The sequence below is a fragment of the Runella sp. R0.1_18 genome (assembly GCF_057652155.1).
In genome coordinates this window covers 510,117-527,231 of sequence record NZ_JBYFCK010000003.1, presented here as the reverse complement: position 1 = coordinate 527,231, position 17,115 = coordinate 510,117, and the positions used below count along the sequence as shown (strand labels likewise).

Annotated in this window: 11 protein-coding genes; 7 read left to right on the top strand and 4 right to left on the bottom strand. The window is 44.2% G+C overall.

Annotated elements, in window-relative coordinates:
• The first annotated feature begins 97 nt into the window (after window positions 1-97).
• The 5 genes from AC23P2_RS07615 (at window position 98) to AC23P2_RS07595 (ending at window position 8,830) form a co-directional block, all read left to right on the top strand.
• Complete coding sequence (locus AC23P2_RS07615; RefSeq protein WP_487772632.1) at window positions 98-1,903, top strand: right-handed parallel beta-helix repeat-containing protein; 1,806 nt, start codon at window positions 98-100, stop codon at window positions 1,901-1,903.
• A gap of 126 nt (window positions 1,904-2,029) precedes the next feature.
• Window positions 2,030-3,955: a glycoside hydrolase domain-containing protein gene (locus AC23P2_RS07610; protein ID WP_487772631.1), complete on the top strand. Its 1,926-nt coding sequence runs from the start codon at window positions 2,030-2,032 to the stop codon at window positions 3,953-3,955.
• Between the two features lie 13 nt (window positions 3,956-3,968).
• Window positions 3,969-4,157: a hypothetical protein gene (locus tag AC23P2_RS07605; protein WP_487772630.1), complete on the top strand. Its 189-nt coding sequence runs from the start codon at window positions 3,969-3,971 to the stop codon at window positions 4,155-4,157.
• A 3-nt stretch (window positions 4,158-4,160) separates the two neighbouring features.
• Window positions 4,161-6,434 (top strand): beta-galactosidase, encoded by a 2,274-nt coding sequence (locus AC23P2_RS07600; protein ID WP_487772629.1) that lies wholly within the window; start codon window positions 4,161-4,163, stop codon window positions 6,432-6,434.
• A gap of 14 nt (window positions 6,435-6,448) precedes the next feature.
• The gene (locus AC23P2_RS07595; RefSeq protein WP_487772628.1) at window positions 6,449-8,830 is read left to right on the top strand and encodes a glycoside hydrolase family 95 protein; all 2,382 of its coding nucleotides are present in this window, start codon (window positions 6,449-6,451) and stop codon (window positions 8,828-8,830) included.
• 177 nt (window positions 8,831-9,007) lie between these two features.
• On the opposite strand, the gene AC23P2_RS07590 is transcribed toward AC23P2_RS07595, so the two are convergent.
• Window positions 9,008-9,976 (bottom strand): bactofilin family protein, encoded by a 969-nt coding sequence (locus AC23P2_RS07590; protein WP_487772627.1) that lies wholly within the window; start codon window positions 9,974-9,976, stop codon window positions 9,008-9,010.
• Window positions 9,977-10,509: 533 nt separating this feature from the next.
• Between AC23P2_RS07590 and AC23P2_RS07585 the strand changes: the two genes are divergently transcribed.
• A complete protein-coding gene (locus AC23P2_RS07585) occupies window positions 10,510-11,781 on the top strand; it encodes an AGE family epimerase/isomerase (RefSeq protein WP_487772626.1) in 1,272 nt (423 codons plus the stop codon).
• A gap of 46 nt (window positions 11,782-11,827) precedes the next feature.
• Here the strand turns inward: AC23P2_RS07585 and AC23P2_RS07580 are convergent, their stop codons facing one another.
• The 3 genes from AC23P2_RS07580 to AC23P2_RS07570 form a co-directional block, all read right to left on the bottom strand.
• Window positions 11,828-12,967, bottom strand: a complete 1,140-nt coding sequence (locus AC23P2_RS07580) for a PQQ-dependent sugar dehydrogenase (RefSeq protein ID WP_487772625.1) — start codon at window positions 12,965-12,967, stop codon at window positions 11,828-11,830.
• A 105-nt stretch (window positions 12,968-13,072) separates the two neighbouring features.
• Complete coding sequence (locus AC23P2_RS07575) at window positions 13,073-15,487, bottom strand: alpha-L-rhamnosidase-related protein (protein WP_487772624.1); 2,415 nt, start codon at window positions 15,485-15,487, stop codon at window positions 13,073-13,075.
• A gap of 74 nt (window positions 15,488-15,561) precedes the next feature.
• A complete protein-coding gene (locus AC23P2_RS07570; protein WP_487772623.1) occupies window positions 15,562-16,728 on the bottom strand; it encodes a CPBP family intramembrane glutamic endopeptidase in 1,167 nt (388 codons plus the stop codon).
• 208 nt (window positions 16,729-16,936) lie between these two features.
• On the opposite strand from AC23P2_RS07570, the gene AC23P2_RS07565 reads away from it, so the two are divergent.
• Complete coding sequence (locus AC23P2_RS07565) at window positions 16,937-17,092, top strand: hypothetical protein (RefSeq protein ID WP_157607700.1); 156 nt, start codon at window positions 16,937-16,939, stop codon at window positions 17,090-17,092.
• The last annotated feature ends 23 nt before the right edge of the window (window positions 17,093-17,115 follow it).

The following is a 17,115-nucleotide window of genomic DNA, read 5'->3' as shown; positions in this document are numbered from 1 at the left end:
TATCCGTACAGCCGAGGTGTTCATTTTGAGGGGATTAACTCCCTCGAAATGGATACCGACGGTTCGGTAGAACAACAAAAATCCCATCTGAAAACCCATGAATAACCATAAATTAAAGTGTCTCGGCTTGTGTTTAATGCTGTTCTTCTGCCAAATGACTTTTGCCCAACAACGGGTACTTTTAAGCAACTTTGGAGCCAAGTCTGACAGCTACGAAAACGCAAGCCCCGCACTTGTCAGAGCCATTGAACAGTGCCGAAAACTCCCCAACGCTACGCTTGTATTGCCAGGTGGGCGTTTGGATTTGTGGCCCGACGGTGCTTATAAACAGGAAATTTATATTTCAAACAGCACGGAAAAGGATACCTTACCGAAGGTGAAAAACGTCGCTTTTTTGCTGAGAGAATTCAAAAACCTGACGATTGAAGGCAACGGAACGCAGATTTACTTGCATGGAAAAATGGTAGCTTTTGCCCTTTTTAAATGTTCAACTGTTACAATTCGTAACCTCTCTTTTGACTACGAGCGGCCCACCATGAGTGAGTTGGTACTGACGTCGGTATCGCCCACCAAAGTAGAAGCCAAGCTGCACCCTGACACGCGTTATTTTATCAAAAATGGGAAATTAGGCTTTTTCGGAGAAGGTTGGAAAAGCAATAATCACCACACCATTGTTTTCAATGAAACTGACCAAACCATGAAATATAACTCGTTTAGGGCGTTTTTGGAGAGCAAAGCGGAAGAAAAACAACGGGGTGAGGTAGTATTTACGGGTGACTTTTCCAAAATGAAATTAAAAGCAGGGGAGAGGCTGTCGATTCGTGATACCTACCGCGACAATTGCGGTGGATTTATCACGCTTAGTCAGCATGTGTTGTTGCACAACATCAATTTGCACTACATGCACGGATTGGGCGTAGTATCGCAGTTCTCCGAAAATATCACCATCCGAAAAGTCAGCGTGGCGCCTCGTGTCGAATCGGGGCGGATTGTCAGTGCCTTTGCCGACTGTTTTCATTTTTCGGGATGTAAGGGTAAAATATTGGTTGACAGTTGTTTCACTTCAGGTGCGCACGATGACCCCATCAATGTTCACGGAACGCATTTGCAGATTGTAGCCAAAACGGGTTCTAACAAACTCACGGTGCGGTTTATGCACCACCAAACGTACGGTTTTGAGGCATTTTTTAAAGGAGATAGCATTGCGATTGTGAACCCAAAAACGCTGCAACCCATCGCTTATGCCAAACTTAAAAACGCTGTCTTGAAAAACAAACGGGAGATGGAAATAGAAACCGACAAGCCTTTTGCTGCTGACGTGGCGGTGGGGCGGTGCATCGAAAACCTCACTTGGACGCCCGAAGTGACGATACGTAATTGTCGCTTTGAACGGACAAATACGCGCGGGATTTTGATGACCACGCGCCGTAAAGTGGTGATTGAAAATAATCAATTTTACAAAACAGGAATGCACGCCATTCTCATTGCTGACGATGCCGCGAGTTGGTTTGAGTCTGGTCCCGTGCAAGATGTAGTGATTCGTAATAATGTGTTTGAAGAATGTGGATATAATTCAACACCAGGCAGTTATGTGATTGCAATTGCCCCCGAAAACCACGATTTAGTCAATGGTTTTTATGTTCATCGGAACATTCGAATCGAAAATAATACTTTCAAAACTTCAGTAGCTCCGTTGCTTTCAGCTAAAAGCGTGGATGGTTTGGTGTTTCGCCACAACAAAATCATTTCGTCAAAAACGGTAGATTTTACGGCCGATAAAACTACATTCAAAATTGAAGCATGCAAAGATGTCACCCTCACTGACAATTCTTTTCCCGCCGACTGGAAGCCTGTATTAGCTACTTCGCACATGGATAAATCGTCTGTAAAAATGGATTGGTAATAGCCTTAATAGACCTTCCAAGTTTTAAAAACTTAGAAGGTCTGACGATAACCCTGCCAAGGTTTTGAACCTTGGCAGGGTTGACTCAACCGAACCTTGGAAGGATTCATTTAACCCCACGCCTTCATGAAATCAATCATACCCTTTTTTACTTTTTTGTGTTTCGCTTTTGGAACACTGCAAGCCCAAATTCACCCGTATGCTGTAGCCACCACGCCTTGGCAGGAAGACTATGGAAATCACCGCGTGGTCATTAGCGTAACCCAGCCTACGGAGGCCGTTTATACAAAAATCCAATGGCGTCGAAGAGATGCGAACCCGCAAGAAAAACGGCTTTTAATCACCGATGAAAATGGAAAAGAAGTCATAAACATTCATCGGATTAGAATAGATAACGAAGTTGGTGAGTTTGTATTTGAACCGACCCACGCAGGTGTTTTTTACGTGTATTACATGCCTTTTGCGGGAAAAAAGAACGTGGGTTGGTGGGATGGAAAGTATTTAATCCCTGAAAACAAACCCAACCAAGCGTGGGTCGAAAAACATCGACTTTTGACCAATGATTTTGAGGCAAAGTCGCTTCCGCAAGCCCCCGTGTTGAAAATAGAATCACGGACAGCTTTTGACAGTTTTTATCCGATGGAAGTGGGCGCGACCCAAGCGGAGCGAACGGCGCTGATTGAGCATGAGAATAAAAATTTCCTACTTTTTCCCGAAGATAGGAAGTTTCCCGTTCGAATGACCGAAAATATACCCTATCGTTGGGTGGCGCAAAAATCTTCCAATGTGTTTAATGGCAAGGCATTCCGCAACGAATACTACGCGTTTCAGATTGCCGTTTTTGCGGCTAAAAAGGAGCTAAAAAACCTCAAAGTGACGTTTTCAGGGAGCAATAAAGTAACCTGTTTCAACACGGGAGGCATCGACGCCGACGGGCATCCGTTCTCTAAAAAGGTGGACGTAGCCCAAGGAAAAATCCAGCCGCTTTGGTTTGGGGTGGATATTTCACCTACCGAAAAACTGGGAAAACAGTCATTTGACGTGACAATCTCGGCCGAAAATGAAGCACTGCAAACGATAAAAGTCATCATAGACGTAATCAACCAACAGCTGCCCGACCGAGGGGATAGCGAGCCTTGGCGGCATTCTCGACTGCGTTGGTTAAACTCAACTTTAGGCATTGATGACCAACCCGTTGCCCCTTACACGGCATTAAAAAGAGTCGGGAAAAAGATTTCATACCTCATGGGCGAAGTGTCGCTCAATGAATCGGGCTTTCCTGAGTCGATGAGGGTCAATCAACAACACTTGCTACGTAACCCCTTAGTGTTTGTGGTCGAAACGGAGGCGGGAGTGGAAAAAATTACTCCTTCCTCCCTTCGATTTACCAAAAACAATAAGGGTGTGGTCTCGTGGGTGGCCGAAGGTAAAGGTCGCGGATTCAATCTTCTGTGCGACGGAAGAATGGAGTTTGATGGAACATTGCTTTATAATATTCGCTTAAAAACAGAAACATCGCTGAACATAAAAGACGTTCGGTTAGAGATTCCTGTCGAGAAAACCAATGCGACTTATTTTATGGGCATGGGACTGCCTGGTGGCTTTTGCCCCGCTGATTACCAATGGAAATGGAAAGGCCCACAGGACTCGTATTGGATTGGTTCTGTGAAGGCGGGGTTACAGTGTGAGATGTTGGGAGCCAATTATACGGGGCCTCTATTGAATCTCTATCATCCAGCGCCTCCGTCGTCATGGTACAATAGCAACAAAGGAGGTTTTCGTTTGTCAAGCACTGGAAACCAAACAATTGCGACCACTTATTCGGGAGAACGGACGATGAACGCAGGAGAAAGCCTTGACTTTGGGTTTCGTCTCTTGCTCACTCCCGTCAAAAAACAAGATACCTATGACCAATTTACCAATCGTTATTATCACGATGGGAATAAGCCTGCGCCTTCGTTGAAAGATTTGGCTTCGGGCATCAAGATTACCAACGTTCACCACGCCAACCCGATTAATCCGTACATTAATTATCCCTTTATTGCGAGGTAAAACTCTTATTTCGGTGGCATCGTGGGCACCCGAAACCGTAAAAGTAAAGCTGAATATCGACTGGAAAGCCATTGGAATGGATCCCGCAAAGGTAAAATTTAGGATTCTTACCATTAAAAATTTTCAACAGGGACAGTCATTCTCCAAAGATGACTTTTTGGAAATCGCCCCGACGAAGGGCTTTTTATTGATTGTTGAATAAAAAATGAAGCAGATTTCGAGCATGAATATTTTAAAAAAAATGGGTTTGGGGTTAACTTTTTTGGCAGGATTGACGTCAACCCATGCCCAAGAGTTAGCCGTATTGGACATGACAAAGGTTGAACAAACAACCCCAAGGGTGTTGCCAATGCAAGGCATAAATCCTTCAGGAAATACGTTGGCGGTTAACAATCAGTACTTTGTCAAAAATGGCGAGCCGTGGTATCCACTGATGGGTGAAATTCACTACAATCGGGTCAATCCCCAAGATTGGGAATCAGCACTTTTGAAAATGAAAAGTGGCGGTTTGGGGATTGTGGCGACTTATGTTTTTTGGAACGAACATGAAACCCCAAAGGGTAAATGGGATTGGGAAAAAGGGCGTAACCTGCGGCGGTTTGTGGAACTGTGCAGTAAACACGGACTGTATGTTTGGCTGAGAATTGGCCCGTGGTCTCACGGGGAACAACTGCACGGCGGTCACCCCGATTGGATAAATTCAATGAAAGGTAAGCGTTCTAATGACCCAACTTATTTAGCGGAGGCTACTCGGTTTTTCCAACAAATTGGGGAACAAACAAACGGTCTTTACTTTAAAAATGGCGGCCCTATCATTGGAGTACAGCTTGAAAATGAATATGCGTCTGGACAGGCGGAGCACATCTCCACCTTGAAGAAAATGGCGCTTTCCAGCAAAATTGAGCCTGTTTATTGGTCAGTGACGGCCAATACGGTTTTTGATGACACCAAAGAAGAGGTGATTCCGCTCCAAGGTGGCTATCCCTACCGTGGCTGGGAAAAAGGCGGGGGAAAGGCCACGAAAGATTTTCTCTATGGCAACGACCAATGGATTATGACCGACGCATTGGGCAAAGTGTATTACGATATCAAACGTTTTCCAAAAGGCATGTGCGAACAGGGCTGTGGGAGTCAGGTGACGTACGCCAACCGTTTTGTGGTAGAACCCCACATCGTGGAAGCGCACCTCCAAAACCAAATCGGTCGAGGGATGAACATGATGGGGTATTATATGTTTCAGGGTGGTACTCAATCGCCAGGGTTGAAAGAACCAGGTTGCCCCGAAAATTACGATTTTCAAGCGCCTATCAGTGAATTTGGCTATTTGCGGCCTTCCTATAAATACCTAAAGATTTTACACCATTTTGCCAATGATTTCGGCAAAGAATTGGTGCAAATGAAGGTCGTAGAGGCTCAAAATCCCCTGCATGATGAATTGAATACGGAGCAAGTGAGGTACATTGGCAGGGTCAAAGACAATCAGGGATTTGTATTCTTCTGTAATGCCCAAGTGCGGGTTCCGATGCTTGATAAACAGGTGGCTTTGCAGGTAAAACTTCCCCATGAGACCATTAACTTTCCGAAGTTTACGCTGAAAGGACAAACTTCCCCGATTTTGCCCTTTAACCTCAATCTCAACGGTGTTTTGGTAAAATATGCCCTTGCTCAACCTTTCGCCAAGGTCGAAAACGAGGGGAATTTGATGGTATTTTTTCAAAAACTCAATGGCGTTGAGCCGCAACTGGCGTTAGATAGAACTACCATAAAAGAGATGAAGTCGGCGGGTTGGTCACTTCGTAAAGAAGGTGGTTTGGATGTTGTTTCTTCTTCCCAATCAAGTGTCATTGAACTTAAAAATGGGGTAAGAAAGCGGGTTACGTTGGTATTTTTGACGCGTGCCGAAGCGGAAAACGCGTGGCGTGTAAACCTACATGGAAAGCAAGCATTGGTGCTTTCGGAAGCTGATATGGTAGTGAAAAACAATGAAATAGCGTTGTTGCAGTTGAAGCTACCCACTTTCGTTTTTAAGATTTATCCTGCGAATACATTAGCGTTCGAAACACTTAAGAAGAAGACTGAATCGACAGTGTGGGACAATTATACCGTAAGTGTTCCTCAAAAGCAACCAGCATTAAGCATAAAAAAATTGGCAACAAATACCATCGAAATCGGTAGTGCGGAAGCCTTTCCTGCTTATATCAATGATGTGTTTGTAAAGGTAGATTATCGAGGCGGGCAAGCAGAAATGTGGCAAGGCGAAAAGCTTAAAACCGACCACCTTTTTAATGGAATTCCGTGGTTGTTGGGCTTAAAAAATTACCTTCCATTCGGGCCGCTGAGTGTGCGTTTAGCAGATTGGAATAATAATATAACAGGCATTTCGGTGGAGTTAGCCAATAATATCAAGAAAATAGGGCCTTCTTTCAACGCCATAGAGGTAATTCCTCAGTACAAAACATCGGTTAGAATAAAACCCTAAACATCCCTTTTTTTATGTTAAAAACACTTATTAAAATCGGTTTATGTCTCGCAGTTGTGGGGACAGTTTATGGCCAAAAGCAACCGTTGAAACTTTGGTACAAGCAACCCGCTTCTGCCACCACACCCGACAGCAAAGAAGGCTGGAAAGATGATCAAGAATGGCTCAAAGCTTTGCCGATTGGGAACGGAAATATTGGTGCGATGGTGTTTGGAGATGTCAACAAAGAGCGCATTCAGCTCAACGAAAAAACGCTTTGGAGCGGTAGCCCGTTTGACAACGATAATCCTGAAGCACCCAAGTATTTGGATGAAATTCGCAACTTACTTTTTGAAGGAAAATTTAAAGAAGCAACGGCGTTGACCAACAAAACGCAGATTTGTAAAGGCAAAGGTTCAGGACAAGGAAACGGAGCCAATGTGCCTTTTGGCTGCTTTCAAACCTTGGGTGATTTGTGGTTGGATTTTGGAAAACAGGGTGATTATCAGTCGTATTACCGAGATTTGAACTTAAACGAGGCCGTTGCCAATGTCAGCTATACCCAAGATGGCGTGACGTATAAACGCGAGTATTTTGTCAGTGGGCCTTTGAATGCGCTGGTGGTTCGCCTGACGGCTAACAAAACGGGAGCTATTAGTTTTACTGCTTCCCTTAATCGTCCTGAGCGGTTTACAACCGAAGCCACCGACGGCGAATTACGGATGTTTGGTGCGCTGCACAACGGCCAAGGCGCAGACGGAATGCAGTATATGACGCGGCTTAAAGCTAAGTTAAACGGAGGAACGCAGTCGTTTTTGGATAATAAATTGGTGGTTAAAAATGCCAACGAAGTGATTTTATACCTCACAGCTTCAACCGATTACCTGCCCAATTATCCCATTTACAAAGGGCGAGATTATCAAGGAATTACGGCGGCCAATTTGAAAAAGGCGTTTGCGCAGCCTTACGTTCAAACCAAAAAAGAGCATCTTGCCGACTACCAAAAGTACTTCAATCGGGTAGCGTTGACGTTGAGCGAAACGGCCGATAATGTTCCAACAGATGAGCGACTTTCGGGTCTTAAAACCACCGAAAATGACAATCATTTGTCGCAACTGTATTTCCAATTTGGTCGCTATTTGTTGATTTCATCAACCCGCGAAAATACCCTCCCTGCCAACCTTCAGGGAATTTGGGCCAACAAAATCCAGACACCTTGGAATGGCGATTACCACACCAATATCAACATTCAAATGAATTATTGGCCTGCGGAAGTTACCAATCTTAGCGAGTTGCATTTGTCGATGACGCAGTTCATCAAGGATATTGAAAAACCCGCCACCAAATCGGCTTCTGTACAGTTTGGGCTACCAGGCTGGAGTGTAAATCCGATTGTGAACGTCTGGGGTTTTACCTCGCCTGGCGAGCACCCTTCGTGGGGATTGACGTCGGGGGCGAGTGGCTGGATTTGCCAACATTTATGGGAGCATTATGCGTTTACGAAGGATAAAAACTATTTGCAGTCGGTGTATAATACACTCAAAAACGCTGCTCGTTTTTACAAAGCTTGGTTGGTCGTTGACCGTGAGTCGGGGCTGCTGGTGTCGGGGCCTGCGTCTTCGCCCGAAAACGCTTTTGTTGCCCCCGATGGTAGCCGAGGCTCTATCAGTATGGGCCCCGCGCACGACCAAGAAATTATTGACGAGCTTTTTGGCAACGTCATCAGTGCCGCTGAGATTCTTAACGACAAAGACGCTTTTATTGGGGAGTTGAAAGCCGCCCGCAAAAAGCTACAACCCGTAAAAATTGGTTCTGACGGGCGCGTGATGGAGTGGGCTAAAGAGTACAAAGAAGTGGAGCCAGGGCACCGTCACATGTCACATTTGTACGCGCTTTATCCAGGCAATGCGTTTAATTACAGCCAAACGCCACAATTGGTAGAAGCGGCCAAAAAATCGCTGGAATATCGTTTGGCCAACGGAGGCGGAGCGAGCCAAACGGGTTGGAGTGCGGCTTGGGTGACTAATTTTTGGGCAAGGCTAAGAAACGGTGATGAAGGGCTGAAAAACTTCAATATTATTTTGAAACAAAAATCAGCGCCCAATTTCTTTAATCTTCACCCACCTTTTCAAATAGACGGAAATTTTGGGGCAACGGCAGGTTTGGCCGAAATGCTTCTTCAAAGCCACGATGGAAACATTGAATTTTTGCCCGCCTTACCCTCGGCTTGGAAAGATGGTGAGGTTAAAGGGCTCTGTGCCAGAGGCGGTTATGTGGTGGATATGAAATGGAAAAATGGGCAGTTGACCCACGCGCAAGTATCATCGAAACTAGGCGGAACGGTCAGCGTAAAATACGGCAAAAACACCAAAACAATCACGGTGCAAAAAGGAAAGCCAACAACCGTTGCCCTTTAGACTTGCTATGACTATTATAAACTTGGCAAGTCTTTGATTTGTAGATGGTTTGACTTGCCAAGTTTTGGGTATGGAGTAGTATAAACTTGGCAAGTCTTTGGTTTGTAGATGGTTTGACTTGCCAAGTTTACTGTTTTTTTGAAATTAGAAATACGGTTTTTTAAATAAAGACAAAAGTTAATCTTGAAAATATAAATCTATATTTTTAGATTTGTCTATAAGAAGTCTTTTAGCTCTTCGATAGGTTCTGTTTCCTTTATCAATGCATTTAAATTTTTCACACTCTCTTTGTTTAAAATGTAATTCTACTCTTGCTTCAACAATAAGAAATTTGTATATTTTTTTATATTCTTGAATTTCTAATTCTTGGATAGGATGTTTAATTATGGTAATTAATGTGTTCCACTTTTTTATGACAATTTTATTTTTAGAGGCATGTTTATTAGGGTATTTTATCCAATATAAAATTTCATCTATACTAATATTGTCTGTTTGCTCGTTATAAATATATTTTGATAAAACTGGCTGATTTAACTCTGCCTTACGAGCAAGAGCTGCAAAATTTATGTCATACACTTCAAATGCAGACTCATCAAATATGCTTTCTAAATATAAGTCAGGACTAGGACATATTGATTTTTCATTTGGTTCATTTAAAAAATGAATACATTCGTTTCCAAATACAGCACCATCAACTTCTCCATTTGTCACAAAGCTATAATCCTCAATAATAATAGTAGGACAACTTACGTTTCCCTCTACAAACATACTTCCATGATTGTAAAATCCTAGAAACACTTCAGATATAGTCAAGTTGCCGCTAATGTTTATATCTTGTCCTCCTACTATTATATTTTTTGCAATTACATTGCCTAATACAATTAAATGGATTCCATAGTCAGTCTCGAAATTGTAAATATTATTAACAAATAAATCGCCTTTTATAATTATGCCAATAATGTCATCGCTATAGTGATCGTTGTCTAAGTTTAGAGACTCTAAAACTATATTTTCGTCGTAAAGAAGAAAATAGAAATCTTTGTTTGCATCAGCCCAATAATCCCAGAATACTCTTAGATTAAATTGATTGACTGGTGAAAAATCATTTTTTGCTTCAGGAAATTTTATTTTTTTTGGGGATGCCATTTTTTGAAAATGTTTTAAGTCATGAATTACTTTGATACTGTAGCCGAAGATTTTTATTTTATCTCCCTTTTATCCGTGTGAACCTGTTCTATCCGTGTTACCCGTGTGCTATTATCGACGATTTGAGCACACGGACGTTACGGTTTAGACACGGATTTTATGGATTTAAAAAATACTCGAGCGGAGTATTACTTTGATTGTTTCCATGTTAAATAATGGTTTTAATCTAGGATGCAATTTAGGGAAATTAAGACAAAAAATGATTGTTTTTGAATATCATACTCAGGATACAGACTTGCTAAGTTTGAATGCGGAGTAGTATAAACTTGGCAAGCCTTTGGTTTGTAGATGGTTTGACTTGCCAAGTTTTGGGAATGGAGGATATAAACTTGGCAAGTCTTTGGTTTGTAGATGGTTTGACTTGCCAAGTTTTGGGTATGGAGGAATATAAACTTGGCAAGTCATAGCCTAAATAGACGCACTTTCAGTAGTTATAACACATGTTTGTATTTTAAGAAAAAAAGCTCTTAACTATGACTTCTGAAAAAATCGCCTCCTTGCGTCAGGAAATTGAGACGTACCTTAACAATGTATTATTGCCTTTTTGGGTAAAGCGTACTGTCGATAAAGAAAATGGAGGGTTTATTACACATTTTGACCAGTTTGGAAACGACTCGGGCGAAGATGAAAAATCGCTGATTGCCCAATCTCGGTCGGTATTTACGTATTCATCGGTACACCGTGCGGGGTACGGGAATGGAGAGTTTGCCGAAATGGCCCGCCACGGAGTAGATTACCTCATCAACAACATGTGGGACGAGGAGTTTGGTGGGTTTTACTGGATGACCAACCGCAAGGGTGAAGTGACCAACGACCAGAAAATTATCTACGGGCTGAGCTTTTGCATTTATTCGTTGAGTGAATATACGTTGGCAACGGGCGATCCACGAGGCCGCGAGTACGCTGAAAAATGCTTTGACCTTCTCCAAAAATACGGCGCAGATACGCACTTTGGTGGCTATTTTGAAATGTTCCACCGCGATTGGACCCTCAAAGGGCCAGGCGCAGCAGGTGGGGATCGTAAAACGCTCGACGCGCACATGCACTTAATGGAAGCCTTCACGACCTTGTACGAATGTACAGGATTGGAGGTACACCGTCGTAAGTTGTTAGAAATCATTGAATTGTTGGTGACTAAAATTATGCACCCTGAATACGGGACGGGTATTCCTCAGTTTTGGGCAGACTGGTCGGTAGCGCCACAAATCAAGTTTGATATTGTGTGGGGTTGGGATCGTTTCACTGAAGATGGCCTGAAAGCCGCCGCCGAAGACAATACAAGTTATGGGCACAACTCGGAGTTTGCGTGGTTGTTGATGCACGCCCTCGACGTGTTAGGTTTACCTTACGATACCTATGGCGACCAAATCAAAAAATCATACAGTCATTCATTACAATACGGCGTTGATTGGGAGTTTGGTGGAGTGTATGTTGAAGGTTCGCACGCAGGAGAGGTGTATGACCGCGAAAAAGAATTTTGGCAGCAAGCCGAAATGTTGATTGGGATGTTGGATGCGTATCGTTACCTCAAAGACGAAAAGTACTTAGAGGCGTATGAGAATATTCACCGTTTTGTTTTTGATAAAATGATTAACCACGAACTAGGAGAGTGGTGGCCGCTGATGACGCGCCAAGGGGTGCCGATTTGGAAACACATGAGCCATTCGTGGAAAATCAACTACCATGACGTTCGTTCGATGGTGCAGTCGATTGTGCGTTTGGATAAAATCGCGAAAGGTATTTAGTCTAGTTTATCTTCCCGAAGGTTTAAAACTTTCGGGAAGGTAGCTGTTAAAGCCGTTTTATTTTACCACTATTGTGGTCTAAAATGTAAAGTTCTCCCTTGGCATCTTCGCCGAAAGCCGAAACAGAACCTCCTTCTTTATTGACCAATTCCAGTCCCGTTTTTGTATTTCCTTCAAACGAAAGTGCCCAAATGTGGCCGTTGCTATAATCGGCAAAAAGGTATTTTCCCCGCAGGGAAGGCACACGCGAACCACGATACACAAACCCTCCTGTCACCGAAACTCCGTCAGTGCGAGGGTAATGGTGAATTGGGTCGATGAGTTGTTGGGTAGGGTCACAATCTTTTCGAGGGTTGTAACAACGAACGGCTTCTTTGAGTCGCCAGCCGTAATTACCTCCTTTGGTCACGATATTTATTTCTTCAAATTCATTTTGACCCACATCGCCCACCCAAAGCTGTTTTGTGTGAGTATCAAAGCTAAACCGCCACGGATTTCGCAGTCCATAAGCGTAGATTTCTTCCCGAAATCCTTCTTTTGAGCCCACATAGGGGTTGTCAGTTGGAATGCCGTAAGCGCCTCGGGTTGTTTGGTTGACGTCAATTCGTAAGATTTTCCCCAGCAACGAACTTCGATTTTGGGCATAATTATGCTGGTCACCCCATGCACCGCCGTCTCCTGTTCCAATGTAGAGGTATCCATCGGGTCCAAATGCGATTTTGCCGCCGTTGTGGTTGTCGTATGGCTGGTCAAACCGCAGTAAAATAGCTTCCGTCGAAACGTCCACTTTATTGGAAACCACTTGGTAGCGGGCAATGATGGATTCCAACGGTTTACGTTTGGTATAATACACATAAAAGTACCCATTCTGTTTGAAGTTTGGGTGGAACGCCAGCCCTAAAAGTCCCATTTCGCCTTCGGAAGAAACCTTGTTTTTGAGATCTAAAAAAACGTCGGCTGACTTTATTGATGGGCTATTTTCAAACACCCGAATCCGCCCTTCTTGCTCAATCACATACAAACGATTGCAACCATCGCCCGCGTGAGTTAACTCAACGGGACGTTCAAATGTGAGGTGAGGGAAGGCGTTTTCTAGGTTGAACACTTGTTGGGAATCGGATAAGAAACCCAACAGACCCAATGCTAAGATAAAGGGAAGAAGGCGAGTTAAAATCTTTAGATTCATGGGTTTAGAGTATCCTACCGAAAGTTAAAAAGTTTCAGGAGGGTAGATTTTATGTCATTTAAGACCCTCCCGAAAGTTCAAAACTTTCGGGAAAGTAAACTCATGTCATTGTAAGGCTTCGAGTTCGATTTTCTCCCCGTTGCCTCCCGTTACTTCCAACGCTCCTTCTGGCGTCGCCGTTACGCTTTTCCCGTTTATTTTCCACGTCTTGTATTTCCCTTTTGGCAAAGCAAAAACAATTTTCCACTCTGGTTTGGTTTGGGATAGGCGAATGGTTTGTTGGTTGCCACTTTTTTCAAAATGAACCGTTAGCTGATTGTCGCCAATGGTTAATTTTTCCACGCTTGCTTTGTCCCACGTCGAAGGAAGTTGCGGCTGAATCCGAATGATTTTATGCGCAGCATTGGGTTGAATACCAAAGAACTGACGGACGATGGGGACGCCAAAACTGTAGAGTGTCCACGCTTGGGCAAACATGCCAAAGTCGGGAGAGACTTCGTACATCGACCCTGGAAGTGCAAAGCTAAAGGCCCGCGTCATGCGCTTGAGGTAGTCGAGGGCGTGGTCGGGGCGGCCATAGTTGTTTTCAGAAATGGCCTGTACACCCGTTGGAAGGGTCATGACCGCGCCCGTATAGGTAAACGTTTTCTTTCCTTTTGCTGCCGAACTCACGTCTTTGCCCGCCGACTCGTCGCGGTCGATACCCGTCACGAACATGCCAAACGGATTGACAAACTTTTGCCCCGTTTTGAGGGCTTTTAAAGCCTTCTCAGCATCGGCAATGCCCATTTCCATCGGCGTATTTACGACCCAATTGTGGTGTAAAACGAAGCCCTTTTTCGTACCCGCAGGCAACGACTTGACCTTTTCCTTCAAGGCTTTCATTTCGGCGACTGCCCACGGTTTTTTGAGCGTATCAGCCCTCACGATGGCGTCGTCAATGAGATGGAGGGTCTGTTCTTTCGTCCCAATAAAATCGGCATACGACTGACTCTCAGGTACCCAAAATTCCGTATTGATTTTGTCCTTAATTTTTTGTGCAATGGTTTGGTACTTAGTCACCAACGTCACGTCACCCATTTCTTTGGCCATTTGGGCCGCGTCCGCAAAGGCTTTCTGACTGTAAGCCGCCACGTCAATCATTTCGCTGTTCAGCCCGTGAATTTCCATCATTCCAAAGCCGTCAGGAAGCAGATTTCCGTCTTTGTCGTTTTCTTTCATCAACCAATCCAAGCCTTTGACGACGGTTGGGTAATATTTGGCTAAAAACTCCTTATCGCCAGTCCACTGATAAACGGTCCAAATAAGGGTCGCAAATTGGGGCGTTTCGTTGATGTTTCCTTCGTTAAACACTTGGCCGTTGGTGGACATTTCGTGGAGAATCCGCCCGCTGTTTTTATTGACCCGATTCGACTCTTTAACAAGCAACTCAATGGTTTTATACACAATATCAAAGCGACCAATGAGCAAAGCACCTTGCAATGAATACTCGTTGTCCACCCCAAACCACCACGGATAGTCGGGCAGACCTGCGGCAAGCCCACGACCCACCGCAGGCACATCGCGCACTAGCCAGTCGGTGCTGTATTTGAGCCAGTTAAAGGCTTGTTGGACGTCTTTGTCAGGAATCGAAACTTGGGTTTGTGACGCTAATTCGGCATATCTTTTCTTTTTGGTACTGAATAATTCCGCCGTTTTTTCCTGAACTTCCGCCAAGGTTTCTTGCGCTTTGGTCTTCGACTCGTACGAACCTGCAATCGTCAGCGGCAGAACGACTGACCCATTGGCAGGTAGCGTGAGCTCATAGGTCAGCGAAGCATTGGTGCCTTTGCCTACTGATTTTAAGGTACAATTGTTGGCTTCCGTCGCGTATTTGACGGGCGCGAGCGTTGACCCAAATGTAACAAACCATTCATTAAGGCTATCTTTCACGACCCAAGCGTTAGTACCCGCATCAAACGTCGCTTGGTCGTTTCCGTCTTGGGTATTGGTGCGTTCCGAAAGCCAAGTAGGCCGCAAATCCGATTTTCCGTTGAATTGAAACGTGATTTTTTTCTCTTGGGCATCGGAGTTATGAAACGCATACTGAACTACCACGGCCTCTTTGCCATCGGGTACAAACTGCAAACGTTCTACCCGCATTCCTTCTTTGGGGAGAAGATAAACATGCTGATTTGCAAAGGGATAGTTGTAGAAAGTGTCAGCTTTACTAAGGCAAAGGGTAGAATTGTTGAGGGTTAATTGGGCCGAAAATCCATCCATTAATTTGATGGGATGGTCCCAAATTCCCCCCATTTCTCCCGTAATGTGCCACCCCAAGTCGGGAAAAGAGCCGTCTTGGTGGCCTACCATATAGACACGGTCGCCTGCCGTTACGTAGGGCGACTCAATGTACTCGGTACGGCCTTTGATTTTTTCGACATCGGTAAGAGCTTCCTGCAAATTTTGGGAAGGTGTTGACGCTGTTTTGCATTGGATGGCCAACAGCGCAAGTAGAAAATACGGTGCGACTTTCATCATCAATAGGTTAAATGGAACACAAGGATGCAAGTTACAAGAAACTTCCTAATGATGATGGTGGTATGGCTCATGACCTAAATGTGAAACAAAAACTCCGACGAATTGACAAGCGCATGAACAAGCGCCGCGTAAAACACATTTTGGGTTTTGAGGTAAGTATAACCATACGCCCAACCTGCTACGCTGGCAAGACCCACGAAGAGCATGGAGCCCGCATGAAAATGCACAAGTCCAAAAAATACACTGGTGATGGCAAGAGCCGTGTAGGTGCCTAATTTTTCAAATTGCTGTTTTTCAATGAAGTAAGCCGCTCCAAAGAGCAAGGCCGTAGTGAGCATAGGAAACCAAGTGAGTTTGGGCTCGACCAAATAGCCCGTGACAAACGATAGTACAAAAAATACGATAAAGCCCCATTTCAAATAGCCATTCCAGCGGGGGCTGTCGGTGACTTTGCGGGTGATTAAGTTTTGTAAAATACCCCGTAAAAATAATTCTTCAAAAAGCGCCGTTCCGCAAAAGATTCTCACAAAATCCTTGAGGTATTCGTAGGCAAAATTGGGGGAAAGAATGTCGTGCCCCGTTAGGTTTAAGAATTTTCCAAAATAGCCAAGCACGGCCACCAACGACAAAAACGCTAGCCAAGCGCCCAAGGCTATGAATAGGTATTTCCACCGAAAAATGAGGTAAAAACCGACGCTGGGCAGGCGGCGAACGTACGAAAAACTATATACGGCCGAAATCATAATCACCAATCGCATGGCGTTGCTGAATCCTGAGCCTTTGAAAGGCAACGACGTCCCAACGCCAAACGAAATACTGGTGGCGGGAATCACAATCATCAGCAAAAAAATGACATCCGACCAAGCCACGGGGGCATCAACGCGTTGTAAGGCAATAAAGCCGAGCGTTGGGAATACCAAGAAAAAGATAAACAACCCCGCCGACCCTTGAAAGGGACTGTGGCCGTGGACGATGAGGTAAGCATACAAAATGCCAATCAGCAACGCAGGAAAAAGCAGCGCCCGTTGTCCCGAAGCGGTAAGCCGAGGTTGCCACCGTGCCACCACCGCAGGATGCCCAACGGTAAAAAGAAGAAAGAAAAGTACGACAAAAAAGGGGCTGTCGAGGGCAAGTTCTGCGGCCGAGAGTTGACGATTGAAAGTGAGGCAAAGTCCTAAAAATAAGGCTGTGAGCAGGCTACTTTTGATAAGTACCTGAGGATAGGTCGAAGAGGAGTTCATAAGAGTTTAGCGCTTTGCTAGTACTACTTTCAAACCAAAAAATGGGCTATTTATTTGAGTCGTTTTTCTACAGTCATTAAATGGTATCATCTGGGTACTTAAGGCAACCGAAAAATAATTTCTTTGAAAAACAGGTATTTTTACGCTAAAGCATTCAAAGAAAAGTACGCAATTTTGTCGCCTGAAAACTCTTAAACTTTACCGCATTATGAAACCAGTAAAAAGTTACCGCATCATTGAAGATAAACGAACCCCGTTGGTACTAGACCAAACGATTTGGTTAGCTGGCTTAACTCTCTTGATTTTTGGTTACATCGTATTTCACTACTTGTACCCAATGATTAGCAAAGGGCTATTTTTCTAGCTTTTAGCAGCCAAGACAAACAT